Source organism: Anaerococcus murdochii (assembly GCF_019957155.1).
Taxonomy (GTDB): Bacteria; Bacillota; Clostridia; order Tissierellales; family Peptoniphilaceae; genus Anaerococcus; species Anaerococcus murdochii.
In genome coordinates, this window is the sequence record NZ_JAIPME010000002.1 from 1,081,009 (window position 1) to 1,097,209 (window position 16,201).

Annotated in this window: 12 protein-coding genes; 8 read left to right on the plus strand and 4 right to left on the minus strand. The window is 36.1% G+C overall.

The genetic code is table 11. The annotated features are described in order from the left end of the window. Window positions 1–54: 54 nt before the first annotated feature. On the minus strand, window positions 55–540 hold the full coding sequence (locus tag K8P03_RS05610; protein ID WP_223419145.1) for a hypothetical protein: 486 nt from the start codon (window positions 538–540) through the stop codon (window positions 55–57). Window positions 541–757: 217 nt separating this feature from the next. On the opposite strand from K8P03_RS05610, the gene K8P03_RS05615 reads away from it, so the two are divergent. The 4 genes from K8P03_RS05615 (at window position 758) to K8P03_RS05630 (ending at window position 4,593) form a co-directional block, all read left to right on the plus strand. Continuing rightward, the gene (locus K8P03_RS05615; RefSeq protein ID WP_223419147.1) at window positions 758–1,327 is read left to right on the plus strand and encodes an RNA polymerase sigma factor; all 570 of its coding nucleotides are present in this window, start codon (window positions 758–760) and stop codon (window positions 1,325–1,327) included. Further along, entirely contained in the window at window positions 1,324–2,961 is a 1,638-nt protein-coding gene (locus K8P03_RS05620; protein WP_223419149.1) for a hypothetical protein, read from the plus strand. The genes K8P03_RS05615 and K8P03_RS05620 overlap by 4 nt, the downstream gene beginning before the upstream one ends. Before the next feature lie 1,234 nt (window positions 2,962–4,195). Beyond that, a complete protein-coding gene (locus tag K8P03_RS05625) occupies window positions 4,196–4,369 on the plus strand; it encodes a hypothetical protein (protein ID WP_223419151.1) in 174 nt (57 codons plus the stop codon). After that, entirely contained in the window at window positions 4,345–4,593 is a 249-nt protein-coding gene (locus K8P03_RS05630; protein ID WP_223419154.1) for a hypothetical protein, read from the plus strand. Before K8P03_RS05625 ends, K8P03_RS05630 begins: the two co-directional genes overlap by 25 nt. Before the next feature lie 168 nt (window positions 4,594–4,761). Here K8P03_RS05630 and K8P03_RS05635 read toward each other — a convergent pair whose 3' ends face one another. Next, entirely contained in the window at window positions 4,762–6,078 is a 1,317-nt protein-coding gene (locus tag K8P03_RS05635; protein WP_223419156.1) for a sodium-dependent transporter, read from the minus strand. Between the two features lie 173 nt (window positions 6,079–6,251). Between K8P03_RS05635 and K8P03_RS05640 the strand changes: the two genes are divergently transcribed. The 3 genes from K8P03_RS05640 to K8P03_RS05650 all read left to right on the plus strand — a co-directional run bounded on the left by K8P03_RS05640 (window position 6,252) and on the right by K8P03_RS05650 (window position 11,504). After that, window positions 6,252–7,547 carry an LCP family protein gene (locus tag K8P03_RS05640; protein WP_223419158.1) on the plus strand — a complete coding sequence of 432 codons (1,296 nt, stop codon included), beginning with the start codon at window positions 6,252–6,254 and terminating at the stop codon, window positions 7,545–7,547. A gap of 12 nt (window positions 7,548–7,559) precedes the next feature. Continuing rightward, window positions 7,560–8,573, plus strand: coding sequence for a type 2 isopentenyl-diphosphate Delta-isomerase (gene fni / locus K8P03_RS05645; RefSeq protein ID WP_223419160.1), 1,014 nt, complete (start codon window positions 7,560–7,562; stop codon window positions 8,571–8,573). A gap of 129 nt (window positions 8,574–8,702) precedes the next feature. Continuing rightward, window positions 8,703–11,504, plus strand: a complete 2,802-nt coding sequence (locus K8P03_RS05650) for an InlB B-repeat-containing protein (protein WP_223419162.1) — start codon at window positions 8,703–8,705, stop codon at window positions 11,502–11,504. Window positions 11,505–11,659: 155 nt separating this feature from the next. Here K8P03_RS05650 and mgtA read toward each other — a convergent pair whose 3' ends face one another. Beyond that, a complete protein-coding gene (mgtA, locus tag K8P03_RS05655; protein ID WP_223419164.1) occupies window positions 11,660–14,191 on the minus strand; it encodes a magnesium-translocating P-type ATPase in 2,532 nt (843 codons plus the stop codon). Between the two features lie 135 nt (window positions 14,192–14,326). Next, the gene (gene msrB / locus K8P03_RS05660; RefSeq protein ID WP_223419166.1) at window positions 14,327–14,764 is read right to left on the minus strand and encodes a peptide-methionine (R)-S-oxide reductase MsrB; all 438 of its coding nucleotides are present in this window, start codon (window positions 14,762–14,764) and stop codon (window positions 14,327–14,329) included. 105 nt (window positions 14,765–14,869) lie between these two features. Between msrB and K8P03_RS05665 the strand changes: the two genes are divergently transcribed. Next, window positions 14,870–16,090 carry a pyridoxal phosphate-dependent aminotransferase gene (locus K8P03_RS05665; protein ID WP_223419169.1) on the plus strand — a complete coding sequence of 407 codons (1,221 nt, stop codon included), beginning with the start codon at window positions 14,870–14,872 and terminating at the stop codon, window positions 16,088–16,090. The last annotated feature ends 111 nt before the right edge of the window (window positions 16,091–16,201 follow it).

Here is a 16,201-nt window from a genome sequence, read left to right on the forward strand (position 1 = left end):
AGAATATAAAATGCAAAGAAAAAAGACGGGGAAAAATCCTCGTCTTTTTGTGCTTTATCTTGGGTCATTTAATTTTAGGTTTTCTTCAAAACCTGAAGGGTCCCCATCCTTAGCTTTTTCTAGACTATCTTTGAAAGCTTTTCTAGTGGCATCATCACATTTATCAGGGCCCATATAAGCCATACCAGGAGCTTTTTCAAGCTCTTTAAGAGCCTTTTCTGCCTTTTCTGGATTGGTTTTATAATTATTTAACCATTCCTCCTGCCAAGCAGCCTCCCAATATTGGGAAGCCCTAGTATTGCCGTAACCAGCTTCAAAAGTTGCATCCTTATCATCATCTAAATGGTCAGGAATTTCATAACCCTCTGGCCAATCAAGCTTATTAGCAGAATCAACAAAGTCTTTCTCAGTTTCTTCAAAACTAATAAGAGAATCAGACCCAACCTCAACATCAGCCTTAGACTTGCCACAAGCAGTCATTCCCAAAGCAAGCCCAAAAACAAGAGCTGCCTTTACAAAAACATTAAAACTTTTTTTCATAATAATTCTCCTTTGTAATTTTAAAATTCTTAAGTTAACTTAATTACAAATAAATTATAGCAAGCATAAAAAGATGATACAATTACAAGATTTGTAAGGAAGGAGGATAAATAAAATGGGTATATAATTGACAAGATAAGCTAAAATTTGGAAAACTTGAAAAAATAGAAAACTATGTAATATTTCTCACTAATTTACGTCTTATAGGATAGAGGGAGTGAAAGATTTTATGGATGATAAGGACATAATCAAATTATATTTTGATAGGAATGAAGCTGCAATCAAAGAAACGGACCTGAAATATAGACCCTATTGCTTTAGGATTAGTAACAATATTTTGAGAGATTACCAAAGTGCAGAGGAATGTGTAAATGACACCTACCTAGAAACTTGGAGGACAATTCCACCGCAAAATCCCAATGTTTTTAAATTATTTCTGGCAAAAATTACTAGGAATTTGTCCCTAGATTCCTATCGAAAAACCCATGCCCAAAAAAGAGGAGGAGGGCAAATGCCTTTGATACTTGACGAGTTAGGTGAGGTTGTTTCAGGCAATTATGATTTGGAAGAAGAGGTCATTTATAGGGATTTGTTAAGGATTTTAAATGACTTTGTAAATAACTTATCTGACGAAGATAAAACAATCTTTTTACAGCGTTATTTTTACGCCATGCCTCTTAAGGAAATCGCCTCAAATTCAAACTACAAGTACAACAATTTAGTGACAAGGCTACATAGACTTAGAAAAAAACTAAGAGAAATCTTAGAAAGCGAGGGATTATTATGAAAAAGAAAAATAGGGAAAATAAAAATTCCGAAATTCTCTTTAAGGCCGTTGGCGACTTAGAAGAAGAGACCTACAAGGTCGGGGGCAAAAGCGTTGACCTTGATACCAAGGCCAAACATAAAAGTTTTTCATGGAAAAAAATAGGAGCCCTTGCAGCCTGCCTAGCCCTAGTCGTTGGTTCTCTTAGCTTTTTGAAAGAATGGCTACCTGGCAGTACTTCTATGGGCCCATCCAAGGAAATCACCACTGATGAAGCCGGAGGATTTATGAAATACGAGGGACCAACCATGCCCCTAATTATAGGATCTTCTGATTATAAGGACGATATGAAGGCTAATCGTAAATTAACTTTTGATTTTTTTACTACAAATATCGCAGATTCTAGCCCCAAAACAGCCTTGCTAAAGGACCAATATATAATAGAAAACAAGGGACCTGCAAATAAAATAAAGCTCTTCTATCCCTTTGTATCAAGCGTCGATGACTTAGCCTACTCATGTCCAACAATTGACCAAGACGGGAATGCCTTGCAGGCAAAATTACATTACGGAAACTATACAGGGGATTTTGTTTCAACAGCTAATGGAATAGATCCAGCAGAGACCCTTAACCTTAGGGACTATATGTCATGGAAAGACTATCAAAAAATCTTAAATGACGGGTCTTATCTGAAAGAAGCCCTTGGACAAAGCCCAAACACCAAGGATATCCCAGTAACAGTTTACAGTCTAAGTAACTCCTACTATGAAGAAAACAATGAGGATGAAAATCCAACCTTAGTCGCTGGCATAGAAATTGATAGGGACAAGTCCAAGGTCTTAAGTCTAGGTTTTGATGGCTTTGGCAAATTTGATGACGGTAAGGAAGAATTTTACCAATACTCCATCCCAAAAAAAGATGAAAAATCGATATATGGGGACAAGCACTATTTGATTATCCTAGGCCAGGATACACCAAGTGTGAAAATCGAAGCCCAAAGCACAGGAGGTTGGGATGGCTATGAAGATAAAGCATCCAAGCTTAGAAATAATTTAAAAAATGCCGGAGCGGACCTAGAAAGACAAGAAATGAGCCTAGATGAGGCCTTAGACTTAGCATTACCAATTTTATATGAACATTACAAGGAAAACCAAGAATCTAGGGAAAAAGACTTTGCCTATTGGAAATTAGATAATGACAATGTTTCATCATATACCCTATCCTATGAGGAATACAAAGCCCTCTACATCAAGGAACTTTTTGCCACAGGTGCCTTAAGCGAAAAACCAATGATGAGATACGAAAATGGCAACCTAGACCTCATGGACGTAACAAACACTCAAAGAATAATCTTTGCAGAATTTGAAATAGACCTAGGAGAAAATCAAAGAAGTCAAATAACTATAAGCTCTTACAAACAAGGTTCTTACGACTTATACGGCGAGAGAAATGACCAAAAAATATATGGCTACGACCTATTAACCAAGCTAGACTCAGCCATAGACGTGGATAAATTCGAAACACAAATCATAGACTACGACAAGCTTACCATAGGAGAAGGAAACCTCGCCTTTGATTTAGAAAAAAACATCAAAACCCAAACCCTATCCAAGAACCAAGACTACTATTATATGGAAGTAAGGGGAAAGAAGTAAATTCAGACAAGCTTAATAAAGGTGATGTGGAAAATAGATATAGCTATTTTGTAACATCACCTTTTTTAATATATAAATTTTATCTAGGGTCATTTAATTTCAGGTTTTCTTCAAAACCAGAAGAATAATCAGCCGTGGCCCTGTCATACCCAAACCAAGCAAGAAAAGATGATATAATTACATGATTTGTGGGAAAGGATAGATTGGTATCTATAATAGAATAAATAATTTTATAAAAACCCTAGTTTAATATATAATGTAAATAAGAACTAGGCATGAGCTTAAATTGAAATAAAAAAACGGAAAAATACAAGTGAATAAGAATTAACTTATTTAATTTTAAAACCTGATGAAATAGGGAATTTTTTACTGTTCTACCCGCGCAAGCGGGGATGATCCCAACGAACAAGAGGGCTATTGGTATTATCTTGAGTTCTACCCGCACACGCGGGGTTTATAATAATTAGACTATAGTTTTCTATTATGCTTAAATCAGACCACAATGGGTATAATATTAGTGGGAGTATTAATACTTTTTCGATTCGAATTTTTTTTATAAATCATCTATTTTTTTCAATCTTATTTCTTAAATTATTTTCATTTTTTAATTCTACTTTTATCAATTTTTATTCATCAAAAGTATCACAATTATGTGAAATATTCAATTTATTTTCTAGGGAATAAGTGGGGAAGCAAGAAAAGCAGATTTTAAGCCAAAAATAGTAAGATTTTACAATTAACCAAGAAAGTTTTTTTATTAAATAAGGAGTAGGTATGTATTATTATTGCATAGCGTATGATGATGGAAATATTTTGATAAGATATAACAAGGATGGCTTAATAGAAAGATACGACGTGTGCAAGAAAGAATTTTCCGATTCAGAGATATGATCCTGATGGGAAAGTTTGGATTACAGATTGGGATATGCTTGCTGTTTATACAGGTAACATTATAGCTATTCCAATATCTAAAGAAGAAGCAAGGAAAATTATTGGAAAAGGAGGAAAATTATGAATAGAGAATATTTAATAATGAGAATAGCACTGGGGGTATACAACTGCAGAGGCTAATAATATCACTCTTACAGAAGATGACAAGGAAGCCATTGAGTGGTACAAGAAGGAGTCTGAGAAGGCTAAGCAAGAGGGGAGGCATATTGTTTTTTATGCTCCTGATATGGATTAAGCTTTTTTAATGATTGTTTTTGAGTTTATAGGATAAAGGAGATAAAAATTGAATAGAGAATATGTAATTATTGGGATTGCTTTGGGAAAAACAACAGCAGAGAAAAATAATATTGTGCTCACAGAAGAAGAAAAAGAAAGAATTAAGAGATACCAGGAAGAAAGTGCCAAGGCTAAGAAAGAGGGGAGGCAGCTTGTTTGGTATGCGCCAGACATGGATTAGTTGTGGAAAGAGAATTAACACCAGATGAAGAAAAAGAATTAACTATATTAGGTAAAAAAATGTTGCATACCGCACCACCAATCACTGAAAAAGAGATGGAGAGATACATAGAATTATCTGATAAAAAGTATGGAACCATGGAAGAAAGGGAAGAAGAAATCAGAGAAAACCGTAAGAATTTCTTGAAATTACAAGAAAAGCTTAGTAAAAAGCTCAAAAGATAATTGTAATTTTCGAATAAAAATATCTTAGAAAATGATTTAAAATTTTAAATAAAATATGATTTTATTTCTATATATTTTCTCTAAAAATATGAGATCCAATATTTAATTTTAAGTAAAAAAGGCAAAACCATCTATTTTGGTCTTGCCTTTTTTGATTTTCAAATCTAATTAGAATGAAATATGGTATCTCATTGCTATGAAGCATAGGGCTATGGCTAGGGGTACGAAGATGAATTTGCCTGTGTAATACCAGATAGATCCATATTTGCCTTCTACGCTCTTGTTTACTTCGGCTAGGAGTTCTTCTTTCTTGATTACCCAGAACCAAGTGATGGCGCCAATTATTCCGCTGATTGGGAGGATGTAGATGGTTACAATGTCCATCCAAGGGCCCCATTTTGAGATTGGTTCTATGAAGATGCCTATTAGGTAAATTGTTGCAATTAGGGTAATTAGGACCATTTTTCTTTTGAGTTTTGGAAAGCTAAAAACTATAGCTTCGGTGATGGTTTCTAGCATGGATTGGATTGATGAAATGCCTGCAAAGACTACTGCTAAGAATAAGATTATTCCGTAAAGTCTTCCAAGGGGCATTTCTTTTAATGCTTGGGGTAAGACTACAAAAAGTAGTTTTGGTCCGGATTCTGGCGAAAATCCGTAGGCAAAACAAGCTGGTAGCATGACGAAAGCTGATATCATAGCTGATAGGGTGTCGAGGCCCATGGTGATGGTTGATGCCTTGATGACGTCTTCATCGTCTGGCAGATATGACCCGTAGACTACCATTACAGTTCCAACTAGGGATAGGGAGAAAAAGGCCTGGCCCATGGCTGCAACCCAGGTTTTAACTTCCTTAAGCTTTCCTATATCCATATTAAAGATAAATTTATAACCGCCCATGGCTCCTTCTAGGAAAAACACTCTGATGGCGAGGATTAAAAATAGAATGAAGAATAGGGGCATGATAAATTTATTGGTTTTTTCAATACCCTTTGTTTCGTAGGCTAGGGCAAAATAAACTAGGACCATCAAAATAAGATGAGGAAGGATTACCCTAAAGTCAGTTTCCGATATGGATTCAAACCAGGCAGCACTTTCTATAGTAAAAATCTCCCCTGTGATTGTGTCGATTAGGGCTTTTAGGACATAGGTGATTACAACAGCATAGCCGATTGATAAAAGACCTACACCTATCATTGGCAACCACCTAATTATTTTGCCAAATTTTTCCATATTTCTTTCTTTATAGGCTTCTCGATAGACAACCATTGGGCCTGACTTATATTTCCTGCCTATGGCGTTTTCTGCGGCAAGGCCTACCCTGCCAAAGATGAAGGCAAAAAGTAGGTAGGGCAATAAGAATGCTAAGCCTCCGTTTGATCCTAATTGATAGGGAAAGGCCCAAACGTTGGCAAGGCCTACAGCCGAGCCCACGCAGGCCATGATGAATCCCCATTTTGAAGAAAATTTATTTCTATTTTCCATAATAACTCCAATAAATATTTTTTTCACATTTGTGATGAATACTCTAATTATAATTAATTTTGGGAAATAATCAAGCAATTAGTGGACTTTAGGAAATATTTTCTGGGAATATTTGTAAAAGCCTTTAAAGATAAGCAAGACTTAGGGTATAATGAATCGAGAAAAGGAAAATTATGAAGATAAAAAGATTTTTTGCCCTAATCTTTGTTTTTGCCCTATCTTTTGTAGCGAGCAAGTTCATCCTTGATTTTTTGGACCAAAGGACTAATGCACAGACTTATGCAAATGGTGGGACATTTGAAGATCAGGCTGTTAAGACAAGTAAAGATGAATATTTAATCCTAATGGTCGGTGTCGACCAGGCAGCAGGTGAGGAAGGTAACGAAGACTTCACCCGTACGGATACAATTATGCTTTTGAAAGCAAATGTCAAAGACGGGACAATCAAGCTCTTGTCAATCCCTAGGGACTCCAGAGTCCTTGTGAGAAATACCTACGACAAGGTCAACCACGCCCACGCCTTTGGCGGAATTGAGCTAACCCTCCAAAGTTTGAGGAATTTCCTAGGTCTTGATATAGACTACTATGTTCAGGTCAATTACCAGGCCCTAGTTAATATAGTTGATGCTATAGGTGGGGTTGATTATGAAGTGCCAGAGGGTGTAAACATCAAAAAATGGACTCTTGATATAAAACCAGGTATGAACCACTTTAATGGTACAGATACCATGTGGTACTTAAGGACCAGACATATTTACGATAATGGAGATATTGGTAGAGTCCACGCCCAACAAGACTTTGTCAAGGCCATGGTAGACCAGGCTGTAAAGAAATCTAGCCAAATGAATCTTTTGACTGTACTTTCTTCTTATATAAAGTATGTCAAAACCAATTTGCCAATGTCCGCTATGGTTAACCTAGTTAAGAGCATTCCAAACTTCTCATCTGATAAGGTAGAAACTTTTGTAGTTCCTGGAAATGGTGCCTATATAAACAACATCAGCTATTATATACCAGATGAAAGAGGAACTTGGGATATAGTTGATGAGGAATTTGGAGACTTCAAACTCAAAAAATGGACAGAAGCTGACTCAGGCCTTCCTGAATCAAACTACTCTTCTGTAAATTATGAAGCACCTGTGAATGTCTTCCCAAAAACAAACAATATAAATAATCAAACTTATCAACCAAATTATAATGAAAATTACAATAATAATTATGATTATGAGTATGAACACGAACAACCACAATGGGAAGAACCAGTCAAACAAAGTCCAAGCTCAAAACCAAGCCATAGGGAAAATAAGACAGAAACTCCAACAGAGACACCAGCTGAAACTCATGAAGCACAACCAACAGAAACACCAGCTTCTGAAAGTCACAAAGAACCAGCAGGAGATCCTGGAGTAATTGAGTACGAACCTGGATTAAGTATAGAACCACCGGCAGGTGGAGAAGGCGACGAATAGTTAGGAAAATTTATGATAAGCAAAAGACGTGAAAGAAAAGACGAACACATTGAAAATTACCTAAAAACATCCGACTATAACGACCCCTTATTTGGGGATATCTACCTTGACCACAACAGCCTATCAGATGTGAATTTTGATGAGATCGACACATCTATAGAATTTTTGGGCAGGAAAATATCCATGCCCCTTATGATAAACGCCATGACAGGTGGTGGAGAATTAAGTGCTGATATAAACGAAGATTTATCCTCAATCTGCAAAAACCTAAATATTCCAATGGCAGTAGGAAGCCAAACAATTGGCCTTGAAGACCCGGAGGCAGAGGAAAGCTTCTCCCTAATCAGAGAAAAAGACCTCTTAAGGATAGGAAATCTTGGCGCAGAGAGAAGCCTTGAAGACTTCAAAAATGCGGCAGGAATGATTAACGCTAACGCAATCCAAGTCCACCTAAACGTGGCTCAAGAGCTTTTTATGCCAGAAGGCGATAAGGACTTTAGGGGCTATTACGAAAATATAAAAAATATAGTCGCAAATATTGATATGCCAGTAATTGTCAAAGAAACTGGCAACGGCCTATCAAAAGAAGTTTGCCAAAAACTCATAGACGCAGGAGTAAAATACCTAGACGTGTCAGGAAGCGGCGGCACAAACTTCATAGAAATCGAAGATATGAGAGATTTTGTATCAGACTATAAGGAATTTTATGGCTGGGGAATCCCAACAGCCAAGTCCATTATCGACGCAAGGAGCCTGTCAGATGACGTCTTCATCATAGGATCAGGCGGAATAAAAACCGCTGTCGATATTGCTAAAGCCATTATAATTGGAGCCGACATGGCTGCAATAAGCGGTGAAGCCATAAGATACCTACTCCTAGGCAGCTACGAAGCATGCTTCGACTATCTAAAGGAAATCAACCACAGACTAAAAATAACCATGGCTCTTTTAGGAGTTAAAAATATAGAAGAGCTCAAAAAAGTGGACTATAAATTAACAGGCAGGCTAAAAGACTTGGTTGAATAAGAATTTAAACGGCAAAACCTTAATAAAAGGTGATGTCGTTTTTTTATTAGAATAAAAAACATAAAAGCCTTTACAAAGAGAGCGATTTTATAGTACTATTGAAATAGCAACTTAATTTAGGAGGATAATTTGAGAAAAGAAAAAACTTTGTCACTTATTTTGGCAGGTCTAATTGGCTTAAGTCAAATGGGTCTACTTATTAATTCTGATCAAAAAGCTTATGCTTCTATTGGTAAAGATAAAAGCGAAATTACAAGTAAAAGCGCTTATGATTTGAGAAGTGGCAATCAAAATGAAGAAAAAATCGACATTGATACCAGTCTTAAAATAAAACTTCCAGAAATAACTAATTATCCAGAAGGAAAACCTGAAGAGACCAAGTGGATATTTACTATAAAAAATAATTCAAACAGGGACGTGTATTTGGGTGAGGTTTTAGCTCCAGGTTTCGATTATGACAAATCTCGAATTATTTCTAAAAATATTTTTATTAGAAGATTGCATATTAAGGCAAAAGATCTTTATTCAGAAAATCAGTTAAAAAATTCATTAATGGACGTTGAAATTACGGACCCTGAGGGAAAGACAGGGAAACTAGAAAAAAGAACGATGTATATTAGTAGTGCTGTTACTAAGTACGATATGATTGAATCAACGTTAAAGTTATATGAACCTTTAAGGATTCCAGCCCATAAATCATTAGATGTGGATGCTGATACTTTATTTTTTGGTACTGATTATGACAATCCATTTGATACAAAAAAATGGAGAAGAAAAGATGGTTTGACTGAAAAAGATAGTAAATTCCTTTTAAATGCTGATATAAGTATGTCACTTAAAGCTAATCTTTATTATGACAGGTATGGTGAGGAGCCTATTAAAAAAGATGAGCTTCCAGAAGGTAGCAATTTCAACGACCAAGCCAGTGGAAGTTTTAAGTTTGAGGCCAAGGTTGGGGATTTGAGCTTTGGAGATGGAAGCAAGAATCCTTCTGAAATTTTGATTAAAAAACCTTCTGAAGAATTTAAAGCGGTGGCCGGAGAAGTCGAGGCTAAGACTAATGATACATTGAGATTTGTAGTTCCTGTGAAAATCTCTGATGCTAATGATGTTTTTAGAGAACCGTTAACAAAGGCTGAGCAAAATCAATATCTGATTAATCCTAGCTTTTTAGTTGACAAGGAAGATGATGACGCTAGTCTTGAACAAGATTTTTACCTTAGGACAACAAAGGATGGATCTCTAGTCCCTTTAGATAGAAAAGAAGTAAAAATAGGTGGAAAATCTTATTATGAATTAAGCCTCTCTAAGCCTGACATTCCTAATTTTATGGAAGAATTTTATTTTGTTTATGATGTGAAATTTACAAATGATGAGAGGACCCATGGTCTTGATAAAAAGGTTAAGCTTGATTTTGATAATCCTGGAAAGGTTATAAAAACTAATACTGGTTTGACTATTGACCTAAAGGTTGCTTATCTTGAAGCGACAGAAGAATATCAAGTTAATTTTGATATGGCTAATCATGGCGAAATCAAATCGCAAAGTGTAAAAAAAGGCCAAAGACCAAGTGAGCCTTCAAAACCAGAGGTAGATGGCTATATTTTTGAAGGTTGGTATGCAGATAGGGAAGGAACAAAAGCCTTTAATTTTGAGGAACCTATCACAAAAGATACCACAATTTACGCTAAATGGACCAAAAAAATAAAAATTAGCTATGAATTTATAAGCGGAAGCCCAGACAAAAAACTTCCTGATAATATCAAGCAAAACCTTGAGGAATTAGAAGTGAAAAAAGTAAGGGAAGGTGAGCTGGTTAAGGCTCCAGAGAAGAAATTTGAAAAAGTCGAAGTTGAAAATGGTAGCTGGACCTTTGCAGGCTGGAATAAAAAAGAATTAGAAGTTTCAGAATCAAATAATAAATTTATTGGTACTTGGATTTTTGCCAAGAATGAAGAAACTGACCCACAAGCTGGCCATGGTAATGAGGATAGCAACAAAGATGAAGAAACCGATCCTTCAAAACCAGGAGAAGGAGTAGGAGAAAATACTGGTGATAAGGATGAGGAAAATGAAAATCCAGATAATCCTAAAAAGCCTGAATCCGGTGAAAATGAAGGTGAAGATAAAAAGGACGATGATAAGGACAAGCCAAGCGTAGATTCATCTGATAAAGACGAAGATGGACAAGGAAATATAGGAACAGATCCTAGCGACAAAAGGCCAAGTGGCGAAAAAGATAAGGATGAAGATGAAGATACCACTAGTGAAAACGACAAAAAACCTAGCATAAAGCCAGTGGAAACAAAGGCTCCAAGTCAAAAGGTAATTAGGGTCAACACTGACATCTACAGTCCGATTCCAAAGGGCTATCAGAGAATTTACTTTAATCCGGGTAAGGATGGATATTTGAAATACAATCCAAGCTTTGATTATGGCGAAGTTATCGCCTTTGATGTAAAGGAAACTATGACTTTTGGACAGGCCAAGGCAGAAGACAAGGGCCTTGTTGTTCCGATTGCAATTCCAAAAGATAAGTCTTTGAAATTTACAGGTTGGAGTCCAAAACTCCAAGCAGATGGAGAATTTATAGAGGGCGTGAAGTACGTGGCCCTTTATGAAAAAATCGACAAGGATCAAGTAATTAGCGATGATAAAAAGCATAGGGAAAACTCTCATAAGAAAGGCCAAGTCCTTGTAAAATCTAATGAAATTAAGAATGATAAAGATAAAAAAGGACAAATCTTAATTTCCGATGGTGAAATTTCTCAAAAAGAAATTGCTAAAACTCAAAATTCTCTGCCAAATAAGGCAAAGGCACAAATAAAGGAAAGCAAAAACCCAAAAACTGGACTAGCTGGCCTAGACTTAGTTTCTGGAATTTTAATCTTATCAAGTGCTGGTTTATTCCTAAGCAAAAAATCCAAGTAAAAATCAAGCAAAATCTGTACTTGGATAGGTAATTGATTTTATTGGGCTGGCTAAATTTTTGCTTAGCTAAAAAGTTTTATAAAAATAAAAAATTTAAAGACGGGATTTGGGACCTCAAGCTTAAAATTTAGGCTTTGGGTCAATCCCGTCTTTTTTTATTTTCTAGAAAATGAATTGTTTTTGTAAAATTTTTTCTTTAATATTTCTGCTGTTATAGCATAGGCTAAAGATATGGCAAACATTGAAACCAAGACTTTTATTGGCAAGGCTCTCAAACCTAGATAAGCGTTTATTGGGCTGTAGATGATTGCAATTAGGGCGATATTTACAAATATTATTGCAAGGATTAGGTTTTTGCTGACCTTGCTAGCAAAAATTGGTCTTGCGGTCCTTACAATGAGCATTACAACCATGGCAGAGATGACTGATTCTAACATCCAACCAGTTTGAAAAAGTCTTTCGTCGGCCTTAAATATTGAAAGCAAGACAAAAAATGTAAGGTAGTCGAATACTGATGATGTGATTCCAAAGATTACCATAAATTTTTTGATAAATTTCATATCCCATTTCACTGGCTTTTCTAGCCAAGCACTATCAACAGAATCTGATGCAATTTGCAAGGATGGGAAGTCTGTAAATAGGTTGGTTAGGAGGATTTGCTTAGGCAAGAGTGGCAAAAATTTTAAAAATAGGCTGGCACCTGCCATAGAAAACATATTGCCAAAATTTGCGCTAGTGGCGATAAAGATGTATTTTAGGGTGTTGATAAAAGTCCTTCTTCCTTCTTTTATACCTGATAGTAAGACATTTAAATTGTTTTGCAAAAGCACAATCGCTGCCGCATCTTTGGCTGTATCAGCAGCTGTATTTACAGAAATTCCTACATCTGCTTGTTTGATTGCAGGCGCATCGTTAATCCCATCTCCCATGTAACCAACAATTTCACCAGCCTCCTTGTAGGCCCTGATGATTTTTTCCTTTTGGTTTGGGCTTATTTCCGCAAAAATATCTACATCAAGGACTTTTTTATTAAGTTGGCTTATAGAGTAGGATTTTAGGTCTTCTCCTAATAAAATTTTCTCGGGATTAAGGCCAATTTGGCTGCCAATATTTTTGGCGATTTCTTTATTGTCGCCAGTTATCATTTTAAGCCTTACGCCCATACTGTCCATTTCAGTAATTACGTCTTTAACGTCATCTTTTAGTGGGTCAATAAAGAGGAGGAGCCCCCTAAAAATCATATTTCTTGCTTTTTCTTCCTTGATATTGTCGCCATCGTCCAAAATCTTATAGCAAAGGCCCAAAACCCTGTAGCCCTGTAGGGAATATTTATCAAAAAGATCAGTTATTTCTTCTTTTATTTCCTCGATGGGACCCTGGTTGCCGTCCGTTTTCTCATAGGTCTTTGAAACTGCCAAAATATTTTCAAAAGCACCCTTGGTGACCATGATATTTTTCTTTGATGAATTGGATTTTTCCTCTACACCTATTGATAAGAGTTTGTTTTCAAAGGAATATGGGATTTCAAATAGCTTTTTGTAATTGGAAAAATCAAGTGTGTTTGCCTGTAAAATAGCCTCGTCGATAGGATTTTTGTAGCCTTCTTGAAAATATGAATTTATAGAAGCAAGTCTTATCAAATCATCGGACTTTTGACCTTGATAATCGATGGCCTTATCGACTTTGACCTTGCCAGTTGTAATGGTGCCGGTTTTATCAGAGCACATAATAGTCATAGACCCAAAATTTTCTATAGAATTTAGTTTTTTGACAATTACGCCCTTATCAGACATTCTTTTTGCGCCTTTGGATAAATTGACACTTATAATAGCGGGTAGCATTTGTGGAGTAAGACCAACTGAAAGGGCCAAGGCAAACATAAAGGATTCCAAAAATGACTTGTTTAAGATGATATTAAATAAAAATATTAAACAAATCAAGAGGATTGTGACGTGGAGGATTAGGTTGCCAAAGTCTTTGATTCCCCTTTCAAAATCAGTATCTGTATCCTTCTGGCTCAGGGATGCGGTGATTTTACCAAATTCTGAATTTTTTGTTAGATTCACGATTACAGCTAAGCCTGATCCGCTGATGACATGGGTGCCCATCCAAAGTGAATTTGACCTGTGGGATAGGCTGGTATCGGCATCTAAAATATTGGCGTTTTTCTCAACAGGAAAAGTTTCTCCAGTCAGGCTTGATTCGTCAGTTGCAAGGGAATTTGCTTCAATAATAAAACAATCAGCCGGTATCATATCGCCTGTGCTGACCTTGATTATATCTCCTAGGACAAGCATTGAATTATCAATTTCTTGAAACTTACCATCCCTTAGGACTGTAGATTTTACACTTACACTTGATAGGAGTTTTTTAACCGCATCCTGGGCATGGCTTTCATTCATATAGCTTAAAAGTGATGAAATCATTATAATAATCAAAATAATAAAGCCATCAGAATAATCTTTTGTAAAAATAGAGAGGATTGCTGCAAAAATAAGTATTAGTGTAATTGGACTCTTAAATTGACTTAAGAAGACCATGAACTTTGATGAAGATTTTTCTTCACCAAGTGTATTTTTGCCGTATTTTTCAATTTTATTTGCGGCTTCCTCGCTACTTAAACCATTTTCACTTGTATCTAATTTTTTAAAGATATCTTCTTTTGAATAAGACCAAAAATTCTTCATATGACCTCCATTTATATAGGCACTATATGTTCATGTATATGAATTTCAATTGTTTTTATTTGTTAAAACAACTATTTCATGACTCTTATAAATAGAAAAAATACCAATAAAAAAAAGGGACAAGCGCCCCATTTTTTATTGGAAAATTTTTAGATATTGGCCGTAGCCTTCTTCTTCGAGTTTATCTTTTGGGATAAATCTCAAAGCTGCGCCGTTTATGCAATATCTAAGCCCTGTTGCTTCCCTTGGTCCGTCTGGAAAGACGTGGCCGAGGTGGCTGTCGGCTTCTTTGCTTCTAACCTCGATTCTTTTTCTCATAAGTTTGAAGTCGTCTTTTTCGGTAAGTTCTGTTCCCTCGATTGGTTTGGTAAAGGAAGGCCAACCGCAACCTGCATTGAACTTATCTTTTGAAGAGAAAAGTGCTTCGCCAGAGACTATATCAACGTAAATCCCATCTTCATAAAAATCGTCATATTCTGATGAAAATGGCATCTCTGTCCCGCTTTCCTGAGTCACTTTGTATTGGATATCACTTAATTTTTTCTTTAAATCTTCTTTATTATATTTAGTCATAAAATCTCCTTCTTTTTTTAATTCTTACCCAATTTGCCAAGCAAAAACCAAGTCTTATAAAAAAAAATCGGTATAATAGTATAGAACCTAGTAAAGGAGAAAAGTATGACAATGACTATCAAAAAAAGCGGAAATTCTGGTCCAGATCTCGCTTTTTCAATAAATGCCAAGGTTAAAGCTGCAAAGGCTCAGTTTGGCAAGGAAAATGTAATTAACGCAGTTTTAGGAACCTTAGCCGATGATGAGGGAAATATCATAGCCCTTGATTCTTTTTATAAAAGACTTGAGACCATGGATAGGGGACTAATTGCATCCTATGCCCCAATCGAAGGGGAAAAGGCCTTCAGAGAAACAGTCCTCGACCTTCTTTTTGAAGATAATAGGCCTGATGCCTATATGGAAGTAGTTTCCACACCAGGTGGGACAGGGGCCATCAGAAATGGGATTTTTTCCTATGCTGACATAGGTGATCCTGTTATTTGCCACGATTATTTTTGGCAGCCTTACCAAAAAATGTGCATTGAATTTGATAGGGATTTTAGGACCTACAATTTTTTTACCAAAGACTTTAAATTTGACCTAACTGCCTACAAAGCTTGCCAAGATGAAGCCCTAAAAGACCATGACAGAATGGTATCTATTATTAATTCTCCAGGAAACAACCCAACCGGCTATTCGCTTTCAGATGAGGAATGGGATGATGTTATTAAAATTTCTAGGGGAGCTGTAGAAAATGGCAAGAAAATCACTCTAATCATAGATGTGGCCTACATTGAATTTGCAGGTGATGGAGAACAGAAAAAATTCTTCAAGAAATTTTCAAATCTTCCAGAAAATCTCATGGTCCTTGTTGCCTTTTCTATGTCAAAGGCCTACACAGCCTATGGTCTAAGAAGTGGGGCTGTGGTTGGGATTTCAAGTTCTAAGGAGGAAATTGAAGACTTTAAGGACGCCATGGCTACATCTGCTAGGTGCAATTGGTCAAACGGGGTCCACGCTCCACAGCTAATCTTAGTTGAACTTGCCAAGGACGAAAACAAGGGAGAATACGACAAGGAACTTGCATCTTTAAAGGCCATGCTAAAGGAAAGGGCAGATGTCTTTGTAAAAGAGGCTGCAGATCACAAGATTAATATTATCCCATATTTTGGTGGATTCTTTGCCTTTGTTCCAACTGACAGGGCCTTTGAGATTACAGAAAAACTTGAAAAAGAAAATATCTTCACGATCCCATCCGCCATGGGAATAAGGATCGCCCTTTGCGCAACAAATAAGAAAGATATTGTGAAATTAGTTGAAAGACTAGCCTTTTACATGGATAAATAAGACTTAAATGAAAATACTCTTGAAAAAATAAATCCTATTAGTATACTATAACTAGGAGTTAGCAGTCAAAGAGTATGAGTGCTAACAAAAGCTATTATTATTTTATTTTCA